The following is a 15955-nucleotide window of genomic DNA, read 5'->3' on the forward strand; positions in this document are numbered from 1 at the left end:
AAGATCATTGATTTAAGAGGGAAAAGAGACTATGGAAGCAACACGCCTGTGCCCCTACTGCCTGCAGCCGCTGCCCGATGGAGCACAAAGCTGCCCGCACTGCGGCAAAAGCTTTGCAGGACGCAACCCCGGCGGCACACTGCCGGTGGGAACGGTGCTGGCCGGGCGCTACACCGTAGGGGAAATGCTCAGCATCGATGGCGAGGGCATCCTGTACCGCGGCGCAGAAAATCTGGGCCGCTTCCGGGTGACCATCAAAGAGTACCTGCCAATCACCCTCACGGCAGAACGTACCGTCGGCAGTGTGCTCCGCCCCAAGACCGGCAGCGAGGTGCTGTTCAAGACCACCCGTATGGATTTTGCAGATCTGTACCACTCCATCCAGCGCATCACACCGGCAAACGGTCTGGAAGCGGTGCTGGATGTGGTGGAAACGAACAACACCGTCTATGCCGTGCTGGAAAATCCGGGCGGGACCCCGCTGGATCAGTGGCTGGAAAACCACCCCGGCCCCATCCGTCCGGACGACGCCTGTGCGATGCTGCAGCCGGTATTTGAGGGCGTGGCTGCAATGCACAAGATCGGTCTGGTGCACCGGGGCATCTGCCCGGAGAACATCCGGGTGATGGAAAACGGCCGCTGCCGTCTGGCGGGCTACGCCACAGTGGGTCTGCGCACAGCGGGGAGCGGCCTGCACGAGCAGCTCTATGAGGGGTATTCTGCCCCGGAACAATACTCCACTGCACAGTTCGAGGGCCGCTATACCGATGAATACAGCCTTGCAGCGGTGTTTTACCGCATGGTGTGCGGGCAGGCTCCGGTGCCTGCAGCACAGCGTGTGGTCGCAGACTCCAACCCGCGGGCAAAGTCCGTTAACGGCAGCCTGCCGCTGTATGTTTCGCAGGTGCTGCAGCTTGGCCTGCGTCTGCGGCCCATGGAGCGCATCCAGACCGTGCCGCAGCTGTATCAGGCACTTTCCTCCAAGGAATACACGGCAGAGCTCACCCGCACCATGAAGCCGGAGACTCCCGTGCGCACGGCCCCGCCGGAACCGGAACGCAAGGAGCATCTGCTCAGCCTGAAAGCGCTGCTGGCAGGTATCCTGATCCTGCTTTCCATTCTGATCCTGCTCACGCTGTGGGGCATTCTGGGCCGTAAAAATGAGTCCGCCTCCTCGGCAGTGGAGCCGGAGCCTGCCAGCAGCGAAGTGATGGTGCCGCAGAACCTTGTGCCGAACTTTATCGGCATGGACTACACGCAGGTGCAGAACAACCGGGAGTACACCAGCATGTATCTGTTCTACGTCACCGAGGAATACAGCGACACCGCCCCGGCGGGCCAGATCATCCAGCAGCAGCCGGATGCAGACACCGTGCTCAAGGCAGGGGAGACGATCCGTCTTGTGGTGAGCAAAGGCCCGCAGATGGTGGAAATACCCAACATCATCGGCTTTACGCAGGATGGCGCAGTGAAGGAGCTGGAAGCCCGGGGCCTTGTGGCCAGCTGCTTTATGGTGGTGAACGACGGCTCCTATGCATCGGGCTGTGTCGTGCGCACCAGCGAGGAGCCCGGCACTCGTGTAGAGGTGGGCACAGTCATTACGGTATATATCGCGGCAGATCCCAGCGTGCAGATCACTGTCACGCCGGAGGAGCCTGCAGTGACAGAGCCCACCACGGAGCCGGAAACGCCGCCTGCGGCAGGTGCTGCCGACCCGGCGGTAGATACGAATTAAACAAAAGGAAAACGGGCCCGCCCTCTCAGGCACTGACGATAACAGAATAACAAAAGCAGAAGCGGGAGCCTTTACGGGCTCCCGCTTCTGCTTGTTTAGGATAGGAAAGAGAATGGCTTGGTTAAAAATGCAGCTGCCGCCTTACGGAGCTTACAGGTTGGTGTAGCCCATCAAAAAGCGGTCAACCTCGGCGGCGCAGTCGCGGCCTTCGCGCAGGCCCCAGACCACAAGGCTCTGGCCGCGGCGCATATCGCCGCAGACGAACACCTTTTCTACATTGGTCTTGAAGGTGTGGTCTGCCACGTTGCCGCGTGCGGTCAGCTCAACGCCGAATGCATCGGCTACGTAGTTTTCGCAGCCGGTAAAGCCTGCGGCGATGAACGCCAGCTGGCAGTTGTAGGTAAATTCTTCGCCGGTGGGCACCATGTTGGTGCGGCCGGTCTCGGGATCCCGCTCCGGCTTCAGGTAACTGATCACGGCACCGGTCAGATTGCCGGCATCGTCCTTCAGGAATTCCTTCACGGTGGTCTGGTAAACGCGGGGATCCTTGCCGAACTTGGCAAGGCACTCGGTCTGGCCGTAGTCTACCTTCAGCACACGAGGCCATTCCGGCCACGGGTTGGAAGCTGCACGCTCCTTGGGCGGCTGAGGCATCATTTCCAGAGCCACCAGATCGGTGCAGCCCTGACGCAGGGCCGTACCCTGACAGTCGTTGCCGGTGTCGCCGCCGCCGATGACCAGAACATTCCTGCCCTTGGCATCGATGGCTTTGCCATCTGCAAACTGGCTGTCCAGCAGGCTTTTGGTCACGCTGGTCAGGTAGTCCACCGCAAAGTGCACGCCGTTGGCGTCGCGGCCCGGTACGTTCAGGTCGCGGGCCTTCTTGGCACCGCAGCACAGAACCACGGCGTCAAAACTGTTCAGCAGTTCTTCGGCGGCGACCGCACCGCCCACGTCCATGTTGGTGCGGAACTCCACGCCCTCGGCCTGCATGATCTTGACCCGGCGCTCGATGACGGATTTGTCCAGCTTCATGTTGGGAATGCCGTACATCAGCAGGCCGCCCACGCGGTCGGCACGCTCGAACACAGTCACCGCGTGGCCGCGCTTGTTCAGGTATTCGGCTACCGAAAGGCCGGAGGGGCCGCTGCCCACCACGGCTACGCTCTTGCCGGTGCGGGAGGGCGGCGGTGCGGCGTGCAGCCAGCCCTTGGCGTAAGCTGTCTCAATAATGGCGTGTTCGTTCTCGCGCACGGTCACGCTGCTGCCGGTCACATCGCCGCAGGTGCAGGCTGCTTCACACAGGGCAGGGCACACCCGGCTGGTGAACTCCGGAAAACGGTTGGTAGCCATCAGCCGATGCATGGCCAGCTCCCATTTGCCATGGTAAACAAGGTCGTTCCACTCCGGGATGAGATTGTTCAGCGGACAGCCGGAGGCCATGCCGCCGATCATCATGCCGGCCTGACAGAAGGGAACACCGCAGTCCATGCAGCGTGCCGCCTGCGTCTGCTGCTCCTCGCGGGAGAGCCAGACGTGAAATTCGTTGAAGTTTTCAATGCGCTCCAGCGGCGGTACATCCGTGCTGGTTTTGCGCGTATAATCCATAAATCCTGTTGTCTTACCCATGACGCTGCCCTCCTTACTTCTTCTTCTGCACCGTATAGAATGCTTCGATCTGCGCCTGCTCACCGTCCAGACCGCGCTCCTCAACGGATGCGATCACGCGCAGCATGCGGTCGTAATCGTAAGGCAGAACTTTCTTGAACTTGGGCAAAAATTCGCTGAAATTGTCCAGGATCTCCTTGCCGCGGGGGGAGCCGGTGGCTTCCACATGCGCACGGATGAGCTCTTTCAGGGTAGCAACATCGTACTTGTGCTCGACGGGCTCAAGGCTTACCGTCTCCTTGTTGACGCGCTGGTAGAAATCCCAGTTCTCGTCCAGCACATAGGCAATGCCGCCGGTCATACCGGCTGCAAAGTTTTTGCCGGTCTGACCCAGCACCACCACGGTGCCGCCGGTCATGTATTCGCAGCCATGGTCACCTACGCCCTCCACAACGGCGGTAGCACCACTGTTGCGCACGGCAAAGCGCTCACCGGCCACGCCGGAGATATAGGCCTTGCCGCTGGTAGCACCGTACAGGGCCACGTTGCCGGTGATAATGTTCTCCTCGGGCTTGAAAGTGATGCCCTTGGGCGGGCGCACGACGATCTTGCCGCCAGACAGGCCCTTGCCCATATAGTCGTTGCAGTCGCCCACAAGATCCAGCGTCAGGCCGTTGGGGATGAAGGCACCAAAGCTCTGGCCGCCTGCACCCACGCAGTGGGCGGTGTATACGTCATCCGGCAGAGTGTTGCCGTATTTGCGGGTGATCTCGCTGCCAAAGATGGCACCAAAAGCACGGTCGGTGTTGGAGACGTTCAGCTCCACGCTCTGTACAGCCTTGCTGTTCAGCTTGAACTTCTTCATCAGCACCTTCATGTCGAGGGTATTTTCCAGATGGAAGTCGTAGGTGTCCTCCTTGACAAAGTGGACGTTGCTGTTCTCAATAGCGGGGTTGTGCAGGATGCAGTCGAGGTTCATCTTGGAAGCACGGCTGCCGGATGCAGTCTCCTTCACGCGCAGCAGGTCAGTGCGGCCCACCAGTTCATCGATGGTGTGCACGCCCAGCTTTGCCATGTACTCGCGCAGCTCTTCGGCCACGAAGGTGAGGTAGTTGATGATGTACTCCGGCTTGCCGTGGAAGTTTTTGCGCAGCTCCGGGTTCTGGGTGCAGATGCCCATGGGGCAGGTGTCCAGATTGCACACTCGCATCATCACACAGCCTTCGGCCATCAGCAGGGTAGTACCAAAGCCGAACTCTTCAGCACCCAGCATACAGCTGATGGCAACATCACGGCCGGAGAGCAGCTTAGAGTCGCTCTCAATGCGCACGCGGGTGCGCAGACCGTTCAGGATCAGGGTCTGGTGGGTCTCCGCAATGCCCAGCTCCCACGGCAGGCCTGCGTGCTTGATGGAGGTACGCGGTGCTGCACCGGTGCCGCCGTCGTAGCCGGACACCAGAATGACCTGTGCGCCGCCCTTGGCAACACCGGCCGCAATGGTGCCGACGCCTGCCTCGCTCACCAGCTTGACGTTGATGTTGGCGTTGCGGTTGGCGTTCTTCAGGTCGTAGATCAGCTCAGCCAGATCCTCAATGGAGTAGATATCGTGGTGCGGCGGGGGAGAGATCAGGCCCACACCGGTGGTGCTGTGGCGGGTCTTTGCGATCCACGGATATACCTTGGCACCGGGCAGATTGCCGCCCTCACCGGGCTTTGCACCCTGTGCCAGCTTGATCTGGATCTCTTCCGCAGAAACGAGGTATTTGCTCGTTACACCAAAGCGTGCAGAAGCCACCTGCTTGATCTTGGAATTGCTCTCGCTGTGGTAGCGCTCCTCGGGCTCGCCGCCCTCACCGGTATTGCTGCGGCCGCCCAGACGGTTCAGGGCAATGGCAATGGTCTCATGGGCTTCGCTGCTCAGTGCACCGTAGCTCATGGCTGCGCCCTTGAACCGCTTGACGATGCTGGACACCGGCTCCACCTCTTCCAGCGGGATGCCGCCGTCAGGAGCATAGTTGAAGTCCAGCAGGCTGCGCAGATGCACGCCGTCGGTACCCATGTTGTCCACCGTGCTGGTGAACTGCTTGAAAGCAGAGTAATCGTTCGTCCAGCAGGCTTTCTGGAACAGATGGATGGTCTGGGGGTTGAACAGATGTTCTTCCTTGCCGCTGCGGAACTTGTGGGCACCGCTGTCGGCCAGCTCCATGTTGATGTCCAGACCCAGCGGGTCAAAGGCTGCATTGTGCAGGGCCTCCACATCGGCCTGAATGTCCTCAACGGTAATGCCGCCCACACGGCTCACGGTGCCGGTGAAGTACTTATCAATGACATCCTTGGAGATGCCCACTGCCTCAAAGATCTGGCTGCTCTGGTAGCTCTGGATGGTGGAAATGCCCATCTTGGAGGCGATCTTTACGATGCCGTTCAGGATGGCGTTGTCGTAGTCCTCCACGGCTGCGTAGTAATCCTTATCCAGCAGGCCCTCGTCGATGAGCTGACCAATGGTCTCGTGTGCCAGATAGGGGTTGATGGCGCAGGCACCGTAGCCCAGCAGGGTGGCAAAGTGGTGCACCTCGCGGGGCTCTGCGCTTTCCAGAATGAGGGCCAGCGCAGTGCTCTTCTTGGTGCGGATCAGGTACTGCGAAACCGCCGACACTGCCAGCAGACTGGGGATGGTCACATGGTATTCATCCACATCGCGGTCGGACAGGATGATGATGTTGGCACCCTCCTTGTAAGCACGATCCACCTCAAGGAAGACGCGGTCAATGGCCTTTTCCAGACTGGTATTTTTATAATAGTTGATCGAGACCGTGGCGACCTTGAAGCCGGGCACGTTCATGTACTTGATCTTCAGCAGGTCGGTGTTGGTCAGAATGGGGTTGTGCACCTTGAGGACCTTGCAGTTCTCGGGCTTATCCTCCAACAGGTTGCCGTGGGCACCGATGTATACACTGGTGGAAGTGACCACCTTTTCGCGGATGGCATCGATGGGCGGGTTGGTGACCTGCGCAAAGCGCTGCTTGAAATAGTTGAACAGCGGCGGATGCTGGTTGCTCAGCACGGCCAGCGGGGTGTCGGTGCCCATAGCGCCGGAAGGCTCTGCGCCTGCCCGGGCCATGGAGAGGATCATGGTGTTCACATCCTCATACTTGTAGCCGAACACCTTCTGCAGGCGGGTGAGCTGGCTGCCGGTGTAGCTTTCCACCTTCACATTGGGGATCTTCAGCTTGCTGAGCTGCACCAGATTGCGATCGATCCACTCACCGTAGGGCTCACGGCTGGCGTAGAACTCCTTGAGCTTTTCGTCATCCACCACTTCACCCTTGACGGTATCCACCAGCAGCATTTTGCCGGGGCGCAGACGATCCTTGACCAGAATGTTATCCGGCTCGCATTCCAGCACACCCACCTCGGAGGACAGGATCATGCGTCCGTCCTTAGTGATGTAATAACGGCTGGGACGCAGGCCGTTGCGGTCCAGCACAGCGCCCATCACGTCACCATCCGAGAAGAGGATGGCAGCGGGGCCGTCCCAGGGCTCCAGCATAGTGGCATAATACTGGTAGAAATCGCGCTTTTTCTGGCTGATGTTCTTGTTGTTCTCCCATGGCTCGGGAATGGTGATCATCACGGCCAGCGGCAGATCCATGCCGTTCATCACCATAAATTCCAGCGCGTTGTCCAGCATGGCAGAGTCGGAACCGGAAGTGTTGATGATGGGCAGGATCTTGTTCATGTCGTCCTGCATGATGGAGCTGGAAATGCTCTCTTCACGGGCCAGCATGGCATCCGTGTTGCCCTTGATGGTGTTGATCTCACCGTTGTGCAGGATAAAACGATTGGGGTGTGCGCGCATCCAGCTGGGGTTGGTGTTGGTGGAGAAGCGGCTGTGCACCATGCCAATGGCAGACTCGTAATCGGGGTCCTGCAGGTCGGCATAGAACAGGCGCAGATCATGCACGAGGAACATGCCCTTGTAAACGATGGTGCGGCTGGACAGGCTGGGCACATAGGTGCCGTTGCTGGCCTGCTCGAACACGCGGCGCACGATATACAGCTTGCGGTCAAAATCAATGCCCTTGCTCACCTTGGCGGGCTTTTTGATGAAGCACTGCCAGATGGCAGGCATGCAGTCGCGGGCCTTCTGACCAACGGCGTCCGGGTTCACGGGCACCTTGCGCCATGCCAGAAACTCAAGGCCCTCCTTGCGGGTGACCACCTCGAACAGCTTCATGGCCTGCGCCCGCAGATGCTCGCTCTGCGGGAAGAAGAACATGCCCACGCCATATTCACGCTCGTTGCCAAGGCTGATGTTCAGCTCTTCGGCCACTTTGGAGAAGAACTTGTGGCTGATCTGCAGCATGATGCCCACGCCGTCACCGGTCTTGCCTTCCGCATCCTTGCCGGCACGATGCTCCAGCCGCTCCACAATGGACAGCGCATCGTCCACCGTCTGATGGCTCTTGCGGCCCTTGATATCCACCACAGCGCCAATGCCGCAGGCATCGTGCTCAAACTGTGGGTCATACAGACCAAGGGTGTTTTTCTGCTCTGTAAAGTTTTCCATAGACTTTCCCATCCTTATCTAAAATCCTCACCGGATGCGGCACCCTCCGCATTCTGACAAAAAAGAAAAGCGCCCCGCAAAGGGCAAAATAGCCCCTTGCAGAACGCCTTTGTTCCGGTAACTATTATTATACAGAACGCTGAAAAATCTTCAAGTGACAGCTGCACCAAATGTGGGTACACCGACCCTCTTTTTTCTTGTTCAAAACAGACACACCCGGTGGGCAGAAGTATGGCTTTTTGCAGGCTGCTGCCGGGCCAAAACGCCGGACGGCCCCGGCAGGGAGCCTTTGATGGCTCCTGCAAAATCGGCAGTCTATGGTTCCCGCAAAATTGGCGGCCCGTGGAAACGATACCGGTTTTCCCGGGACTCCCGAAAAAGAGGATGATTTTTGATGCTTTTCGGCGTGATGTCCATAAATCTTGGCGAATTATCGCACAAGATGCACATAAAACTGCAGAAAATTTGGTAAAAAATGCTCTTGCGCACATGGAATGGGGGGGTAGAATGAGAAAAAGCGGGCAACCCGCAAAACGATTGGAGGAAAAAATTTATGCGGTTACGAAAAAACATGAAGCGGACGGCGGCGGCCGCCCTGGCCCTGAGTATGGCAGTCTCTACAGCAGCGGTACCTGCATCGGCTGGCTATACCATTGATATGTCCGATGCAAAGATCACCGGCGATGTGGAGATCAGGCAGGATGCGGACGGCAGCGGCACAAAGATCACCATCAGCGTGGACGGTCAAGATAAAACAAAAGATTTCTCAGACGGTAAAGAGGACGACAAGATCACCATTACCGGCGACAACACGGTCACAAAGTCTGCCGCCACCACAACGGCCGCTGCAGATGCTGCGAAGGACGATACCAAGGCCCCGGAGACCACGGTAACGGAGAACAAGGACGGCACCGTGATCAGCTATACCGGGGAGCTGGACGCTCAGCCGGATCAGGAGGTCTCCCGCCCGGACAGCCAGAATGACCAGAACGACCCGGAAGCCGACCAGAAGAATCAGGGCGACCAGGCCGACCAGAACGACCCGGAAGCCGACCAGAAGAACCAGAACGACCAGAAGAACCAGAGCGACCCGGAAGCCGACCAGAGCGGCCAGAAGAACCAGAACAAGGACTCTGAGGATGCAGATGCGGGCATCATGACCTATGAGGCCCCGGCTCCAACGACCCTTACCAGTGCGGTGGCAGCTGCCGTCCGCAATGTCATCAAGATCATCAATAATGTCGCCGGAGCGGAAAATGCCCTCAATATCACGCTGGACAATGCAAAGATCGAATCCGACAGCGATGCCGCCATGAAAATTTCGGGTGAAGGCGATGTCAACATTGAGCTGAACCACAGCAATGTCCTGACCAGCGGCAATGCTCATGCCGGCTTGGAAAAGAGTGACGGGGACTCTAAAGGCAGACTGACCATCCGGGATGACCTCAGGAACGATGGCACAAAGAAGGATGATGAGGAGAAAAAGGCCGAGGAAGATGCAGTTGCTGCCGGAAAAACCGGCGATGCTGTCAAGGACGTTGGCAGCCTGACTGCTACGGGCGGTAATGGTGTCGGAGACTATGGCGGCGCTGGTATAGGAGGAGGAAATAAAGCCTATTACTCGGGTGATCTAAGTACCAGCAGTATCGTGATCAATGGCGGAAAGATCACGGCAACGGGCGGCGGAAGTGCTGCCGGCATCGGCGGAGGCGCTGGCGGCAATGGCGGCAAGGTCAATAGGAAAGACCCGGATGACCGCAGCCAAACGATCACCATCAACGGCGGCAATATTGAGGCTACCGGCATTGGCGGCGGCTCCCTCTATAACAGGGGCCACGACGGTGCAGTGACCATCAACGGCGGTCATATCCAGTCGAAGGCTGAGTATGGCGCTGGTATAGGCGGCGGCTGGAGCGACGATTATGGCGGCGATGGAGATGTGCTGATCACCGGAGGCGTGATCGAGGCGGAGGGCCTTCGTGGTGCCGGTATTGGCGGCGGTGGCGCTGACAATGACGATACCGGTAACTATGACGGCTGTCTGGGTGGAGATGCTAAGGTCGAGATCCGCGGCAAAAACACCATCATCAAAAAGGCTGTGGGCCACCTTGGTGCAGGCATTGGTGGTGGAAGCGCTTTCGTTGCTGCACCAGGCTCTCTCCTCTATGACGGCGGCTCCGCAGAGATAGAAATTACCGACGGAGCCACGGTGCAAGAGGCTGTTGGCGGCAACGGCGCAGCCGGCATTGGTTCTGGTGCTGGTGACGGTTACCATTCCTACGCTCCAGACAAAACGTATGCGCATGTGACGATCAAAAATGCTACGGTCGAGTCTGCCAAATCGGGTTCTCCTTCGAGGTATAATACCTACGGTGCTGGTATTGGCGGCGGCGGAACCAAAGGTGACTACTGGAATGGCGAGAACGTGATAACGATCATCAACTCGGTCATTGGTCGGTTCCAACTGGATCAGAACGGCAACCGCCAAAAAGATGAGAACGGAAACTATCTTCTGGAAGATGGGACAGGGGCTTTAGGCAACAACGGATCAGAGGGCATCGGAAGAGGCGCAAATGAACGCGGAGAACTGTCTGAAATTCTGGATGGCAAAAACGACGTAATTATTGATAACTCCTGGGTCCCCAACGGAGACGGAGACACGATGAAACAGGAGTTTAATCACAAATGGAGCGACACGGAAACGCTTCCTACCTGTACGGAAGCTGGAGAAAAGGGCAAGGTGTGCAGCCGCTGTGGCATGGAGACAACGGAAAAGATCCCCGCCCTGGGCCATGATTGGGGCGCCTGGACAGTGACCACCCCCGCTACCTGCACCAAAGAGGGCGTGGAGACCCGTATCTGCAACCGTGACCCCAGCCATGTGGAGACCAGAACCATCCCCACCACCGGCCACAACTGGGTGGACAACGGCAACGGCACCCACACCTGCACCAACTGCGGTGCCACCGAAGCCTTCGGCGCCCTTGAGCTGCGGGTGGTGGATGCCGAGGGCATGAATAAGTCCTTTACCGTGAGCCAGAACGGCACCCTGCGCACCTACACCGGTGCCTACGACACGGCCACCCTTACCGGCGACCTGAACACCCTGCGCTACCTGCAGGATCACGGCGCACAGACCATCCAGTTCGTCACCAATGGCCAGACCAGCAGCTTTGACATCAACGACCTGCTGGCACAGGGCAGCGGCAGCGAGGTGTTCTACCTCACCCACCGTGGGACCGAAGAGCCCACCCTGCTGCTGGTGGAGGCAGACCACAGCGAACTGGTGAAAGACTAACCATCCCCGGAGGCGGAGTTTACCGCAAGGCTCCGCTTTCCTCCATATTGCAAAAGCAGGCCCCCCGGCACTTCCGCATGGTGCCGGGGGGCCTGCTTTGTCTTTGTTTGGGGCGGCGGGGCAAACCAAATAAAATCCTCACCGGATGCGGCACCCTCCGCATTCTGACAAAAAAGAAAAGCGCCCCGCAAGGGTAGACTCCACCCTTGCGGAACGCCTTTGTTCCGGTACTTATTATTATAGCGGCTCGTGAAGAATCTTCAAGTGACAGCTGCACCAAATATAACAACAGCTTTCCACTGCTTCTTGTGCGAAACGCCGCGTACGGCGGTCAGTTGTAGCTATAGTGAGAACAGTGCAGGCTCAATGTCTGCCCAGAATGGCCTGCAGGTCGGCTTCCGGGGTGGCAATGGGCTTGAGGCCGTACCGTTCCTGCAGGGTGCGCACCACCCCCGGCGAGAGGAACGGGGGCAGGGTAGGCCCCAGCCGGATGTTCCGGATGCCCAGCGCCAGCAGCGCGATGAGGATGCACACGGCCTTCTGCTCAAACCAGCACAGTACCAGCGAGAGGGGCAGGTCGTTGACGCCGCAGCCAAAGGCGTCGGCCAGCGCCAATGCGATGCGGATGGCGCTGTAGGCGTCGTTGCACTGGCCCACGTCCAGGATGCGGGGCAGGCCGGTGCCCGGCACGGTGCCAAGGGGCAGGTTGTTCAGGCGGAACTTGCCGCAGGCCAGGGTCAGCAGGATGGTGTCGGGCGGGGTAAGGCGGGCAAACTCGGTGTAGTAGCGGCGGCTGGGCCGGGTGCCGTCGCAGCCGCCCACCAGAAAGAAGTGCCGCAGCTTACCGTCCCGCACCGCCTGCACGATCTCGTCCGCGTGCTGCAGCACGGCGGTGCGGGCAAAACCGGTGGTCACCGTGGAGCCGCCGTTCAGGCCGGGCAGCAGGGTGTCCTGCGCGTAGCCGCCCAGCTCCAGCGCCTTTTCGATCACCGGGGAAAAGTCGCGCCCTTCGTCGATGTGGGGCACGCCGGGGTAAGCCACCACCGAGGTGGTGAACACCCGGTCGGCGTAGCTGGCGCGCAGGGGCATGATGCAGTTGGTGGTGAACAGGATGGGCGCGGGGATGTCCTCGAACTCCCGCTGCTGGTTCTGCCATGCGGTGCCAAAGTTGCCCTTGAGGTGGGGGTAGCGGCGCTTCAGCTCCGGGTAGCCGTGGGCGGGCAGCATCTCCGAGTGGGTGTAGACGTTGACGCCCCGGCCTGCGGTCTGTTCCAGCAGCTGCTGTGCGTCGTAGAGGTCGTGGCCGGAAATCACGATAAACGGCCCCTTTTCAATGGTCAGGGGCACCTGCACCGGTTCCGGATCGCCAAACGCGCCGGTGTTGGCCGCATCCAGCAGCTCCATGCAGCGGTAGCTGGCTTCTCCTGTGGCCTGCACCAGCTGCCACAGGGCGTCGGTGGTCTGGCCGGGGTCGCCCACGGCCTGCAGGGCGGTACAGAAGAACCGGTCCAGCTCCGGGTCGATGCGGCCCAGCACCCGGGCGTGGTAGTTGTAGGCGGCCATGCCCCGCAGGCTGAACAGCACAAAGCATTTCAGGCTGCGCCGGTCGGCGTCCGGTTCCCGCCAGAGGGCCTGCATGTCGTAGTCCGGGCCGGTGCCGGGGCTGGCGTCGTGCACCCGGCGGGTCAGCGCGTCCACGGCGGCGGGGTCAAAGTTCACGTTGGTAATGGTGGTGAACAGCCCCTGCATCAGCAGCCGGGCCTGTTCCGGGGCCGGGCCGCGCCCCGCCGCGATGAGCTGCCCGGCAAACGCGATGAGCGCCCCGGTGAGCCGGTCCTGTGCGGCGGCTGTCTCGGCCGACTTGCCGCACACCCCCGCTGCGCCGGTGCAGGCGGTGCAGCCCGCCGCCTGCTCACACTGAAAACAAAACATCTGCTCGTCCATACAAAACTCCCTTTCTGCCATAAGATACTGCCAGTGTGGGCAGAGCGGGGCGGGGTTATACCAAAAAAGAGCCGCACCCCTGCGGGCGCGGCTCTTAGACGACGCGGTATGACTTAGTAGGTGATGCCCTGAGCCATCATAGCGGTTGCAACCTTCAGGAAGCCGGCGCAGTTTGCACCGACCATCAGGTTGCCCTCGGAACCGGCAGCCACAGATGCATCGTAGGAAGCATGGAAGATGCCCTCCATGATGCCCTTCAGCTTGGCATCGACCTCTTCAAAGGTCCAGCTCAGACGCTCGGAGTTCTGGCTCATCTCCAGACCGGAGGTAGCCACGCCGCCTGCGTTGGAAGCCTTTGCGGGTCCGTACAGGATGCCGTTGGACAGGTAGACCTCGATGGCCTCCGGGGTGCTGGGCATGTTGGCGCCCTCGCAGACCACGGTGCAGCCGCCCTTCACCAGAGCCTCAGCGGACTCCTTGTTGATCTCGTTCTGGGTTGCACAGGGCAGGGCGATGTCGCAGGGGACAGTCCAGACCTTGGTGCAATCTGCAACATAAGTTGCACCCTCGTGGGTCTCGGCGTACTCCTTGATGCGGCCGCGGCGGACTTCCTTCAGATCCTTGACGTAGGCCAGATCGATGCCGTTGGGGTCGTAGACGTAGCCGTTGGAGTCGGACATGGTAACGACCTTGGCACCCAGCTGGGTAGCCTTCTCGCAGGCGTAGATCGCCACGTTGCCGGAACCGGAGATGACCACGGTCTTGCCCTGGAAGCTGTCGTTGCGCATGCACTTCAGAGCTTCAGCGGTGAAGTAGCACAGGCCGTAGCCGGTAGCCTCGGTGCGGGCCAGAGAGCCGCCGAAGGTCAGGCCCTTGCCGGTGAGCATGCCGCCCTGGAAGCTGTTGGTCAGGCGCTTGTACTGGCCGAACATATAGCCGACCTCACGGCCGCCGACACCGATATCACCGGCGGGGCAGTCCACGAACTGGCCGATGTGGCGGTACAGCTCGGTCATGAAGCTCTGGCAGAAGCGCATCACTTCCATGTCGCTCTTGCCGTGGGGATCGAAGTCAGAGCCGCCCTTGCCGCCGCCCATGGGCAGGGTGGTCAGGCTGTTCTTGAAGGTCTGCTCAAAGCCGAGGAACTTCAGGATGCCCTGATTGACAGAGGGATGGAAGCGCAGGCCGCCCTTGTAGGGGCCGATGGCGCTGTTGAACTGCACACGGTAGCCGCGGTTCACCTGAACCTTGCCCTGATCGTCAACCCAGGGCACACGGAAGGTGATGATGCGCTCCGGCTCGACCAGACGCTCGATCAGAGCGGCCTTCTCGTACTCGGGGTGCTTCTCCACAACGGGCTGGATGCTCTCCAGAACCTCGCGCACAGCCTGCAGGAACTCAGGCTCGTTGGCATTGCGCTTTTCCAGACCTTCGTAAACGCGCTTCAGGTATTCATTTGTCAGCATAGTAGAATACTCCTTTTCCCAATTACTCTATAAAATTTGAAAAAGACGAGACCGCCCGGCCCGCCACACAGCGGACGCGCTGCTAAAACGCTTTGGGGACGATCCCGGATTTCCGTTCTTACACACCGGCCTGCTTATGGCTGCAGACCGCTTTATTATTATAAAGCTTTCCTGTGGGTTTGACAATAGCGAAAAAGCAGAAAATGTTTCAAAAAAACAGATGAAAAGTTGAAACCGCTTCACAAAACGAAAAATAAAAGAAAAAAACCGCATGACGCCTTGTTTTTTAAAGCGGAAAAGAATGCCTTTTGCACAGATGTCGCTTCCGGCAGCAAAAAGGCTGCTGCACAGCAGTTTGTGCAGCAGCCAGAGGGTCAGATCATTTCAGCAGCTTTTCGCAGGCGTCTGCGGCACCTTCCAGATACTCGCCGCCGTAGGTCTCGATCATGCCGGCATCGGACAGCTGAGCCAGCTGGGGATCGATGGGACACTTTGCCAGCACGGGCAGGTGATGCTTTGCGGCCACCTCGTCCACATGGCTGTTGCCGAACACATTGATGTGCTTGCCGCAGTCGGGGCAGACGATGTAGCTCATGTTCTCCACGATGCCCAGCATGGGCACCTTCATCATTTCAGCCATGTTCACGGCCTTGGCCACGATCATGCTTACCAGCTCCTGCGGGCTTGCCACCACCACGATGCCGTCCACCGGCAGGCTCTGGAACACGGTCAGGGGCACATCACCGGTTCCCGGGGGCATGTCCACGAACAGGAAGTCCACGTCCTTCCAGACCACATCGGTCCAGAACTGCTTGACGGCACCGGCAATGACCGGGCCGCGCCACACAACGGGGTCTTCCTCATTTTCCACCAGCAGGTTGATGCTCATAACATCGATGCCCATGCGGCTCTGGATGGGCCAGCAGCCCTTGTCGTCGGCCATGGCGCGGCCATGGATGCCGAAGAGCTTCGGGATGGAAGGGCCGGTGATGTCGGCATCCAGAATGCCGCAGTGGTAGCCGCGGCGTGCCATGGCGCAGGCCAGCAGGGCGCTGGTCATGCTCTTGCCAACGCCGCCTTTGCCGGACACAACGCCGATGACCTTTTTGACGCTGCTGTTGGGGTTGGGTGCGTCATGCTTGGGCGCTGCATCGCGGGAAGAACATGCTGCTCCGCAGCTGGAGCAGTCATGGGTGCATTCTTCGCTCATTCTCTTTTTGCGCACGGCGGGCGCGGGGCGTTTGCCGTGTGCTTCCTCCTTGATCAGAATACGGCTGCAAAGGCCGCCCCTTTACTATACCATAAAAGTGCGCGGGAAACAACCCGCCGCGCCG

8 protein-coding genes are annotated in these 15955 nt (G+C 59.6%); 3 read left to right on the forward strand and 5 right to left on the reverse strand.

What is annotated here, in order from left to right:
* Window positions 1-31: 31 nt before the first annotated feature.
* Window positions 32-1735 carry a PASTA domain-containing protein gene (locus ACKXF9_RS09265; protein WP_418265979.1) on the forward strand — a complete coding sequence of 568 codons (1704 nt, stop codon included), beginning with the start codon at window positions 32-34 and terminating at the stop codon, window positions 1733-1735.
* Window positions 1736-1885: 150 nt separating this feature from the next.
* Here ACKXF9_RS09265 and ACKXF9_RS09270 read toward each other — a convergent pair whose 3' ends face one another.
* Both ACKXF9_RS09270 and gltB read right to left on the reverse strand, forming a co-directional pair.
* Complete coding sequence (locus ACKXF9_RS09270) at window positions 1886-3364, reverse strand: glutamate synthase subunit beta (RefSeq protein ID WP_418265980.1); 1479 nt, start codon at window positions 3362-3364, stop codon at window positions 1886-1888.
* A gap of 13 nt (window positions 3365-3377) precedes the next feature.
* Window positions 3378-7913 (reverse strand): glutamate synthase large subunit, encoded by a 4536-nt coding sequence (gene gltB / locus ACKXF9_RS09275; protein WP_418265981.1) that lies wholly within the window; start codon window positions 7911-7913, stop codon window positions 3378-3380.
* A 96-nt stretch (window positions 7914-8009) separates the two neighbouring features.
* Between gltB and ACKXF9_RS09280 the strand changes: the two genes are divergently transcribed.
* Together ACKXF9_RS09280 and ACKXF9_RS09285 are read left to right on the forward strand one after the other, a co-directional pair.
* Window positions 8010-8570, forward strand: a complete 561-nt coding sequence (locus ACKXF9_RS09280) for a hypothetical protein (RefSeq protein ID WP_418265982.1) — start codon at window positions 8010-8012, stop codon at window positions 8568-8570.
* Window positions 8521-11211, forward strand: coding sequence for a hypothetical protein (locus ACKXF9_RS09285; RefSeq protein WP_418265983.1), 2691 nt, complete (start codon window positions 8521-8523; stop codon window positions 11209-11211). The genes ACKXF9_RS09280 and ACKXF9_RS09285 overlap by 50 nt, the downstream gene beginning before the upstream one ends.
* A 363-nt stretch (window positions 11212-11574) precedes the next feature.
* On the opposite strand, the gene hcp is transcribed toward ACKXF9_RS09285, so the two are convergent.
* The 3 genes from hcp to ACKXF9_RS09300 all read right to left on the reverse strand — a co-directional run bounded on the left by hcp (window position 11575) and on the right by ACKXF9_RS09300 (window position 15831).
* Window positions 11575-13155 (reverse strand): hydroxylamine reductase, encoded by a 1581-nt coding sequence (gene hcp / locus ACKXF9_RS09290; protein ID WP_418265984.1) that lies wholly within the window; start codon window positions 13153-13155, stop codon window positions 11575-11577.
* Window positions 13156-13268: 113 nt separating this feature from the next.
* On the reverse strand, window positions 13269-14621 hold the full coding sequence (gene gdhA / locus ACKXF9_RS09295) for an NADP-specific glutamate dehydrogenase (protein ID WP_418265985.1): 1353 nt from the start codon (window positions 14619-14621) through the stop codon (window positions 13269-13271).
* 379 nt (window positions 14622-15000) lie between these two features.
* Window positions 15001-15831, reverse strand: coding sequence for an Mrp/NBP35 family ATP-binding protein (locus ACKXF9_RS09300; protein WP_249236790.1), 831 nt, complete (start codon window positions 15829-15831; stop codon window positions 15001-15003).
* Window positions 15832-15955: the final 124 nt, after the last annotated feature.

This window comes from Faecalibacterium sp. 9, assembly GCF_048320955.1.
Taxonomy (GTDB): Bacteria; Bacillota; Clostridia; order Oscillospirales; family Ruminococcaceae; genus Faecalibacterium; species Faecalibacterium wellingii.

Coding starts and splice junctions, on each gene's coding strand:
- ACKXF9_RS09300 (WP_249236790.1), bottom strand. CDS start 15,831: ATGAGCGAAGAATGCACCCATGACTGCTCCAGCTGCGGAGCAGCATGT.
- gltB (WP_418265981.1), bottom strand. CDS start 7,913: ATGGAAAACTTTACAGAGCAGAAAAACACCCTTGGTCTGTATGACCCA.
- ACKXF9_RS09285 (WP_418265983.1), top strand. CDS start 8,521: ATGGCAGTCTCTACAGCAGCGGTACCTGCATCGGCTGGCTATACCATT.
- ACKXF9_RS09270 (WP_418265980.1), bottom strand. CDS start 3,364: ATGGGTAAGACAACAGGATTTATGGATTATACGCGCAAAACCAGCACG.
- ACKXF9_RS09265 (WP_418265979.1), top strand. CDS start 32: ATGGAAGCAACACGCCTGTGCCCCTACTGCCTGCAGCCGCTGCCCGAT.
- gdhA (WP_418265985.1), bottom strand. CDS start 14,621: ATGCTGACAAATGAATACCTGAAGCGCGTTTACGAAGGTCTGGAAAAG.
- hcp (WP_418265984.1), bottom strand. CDS start 13,155: ATGGACGAGCAGATGTTTTGTTTTCAGTGTGAGCAGGCGGCGGGCTGC.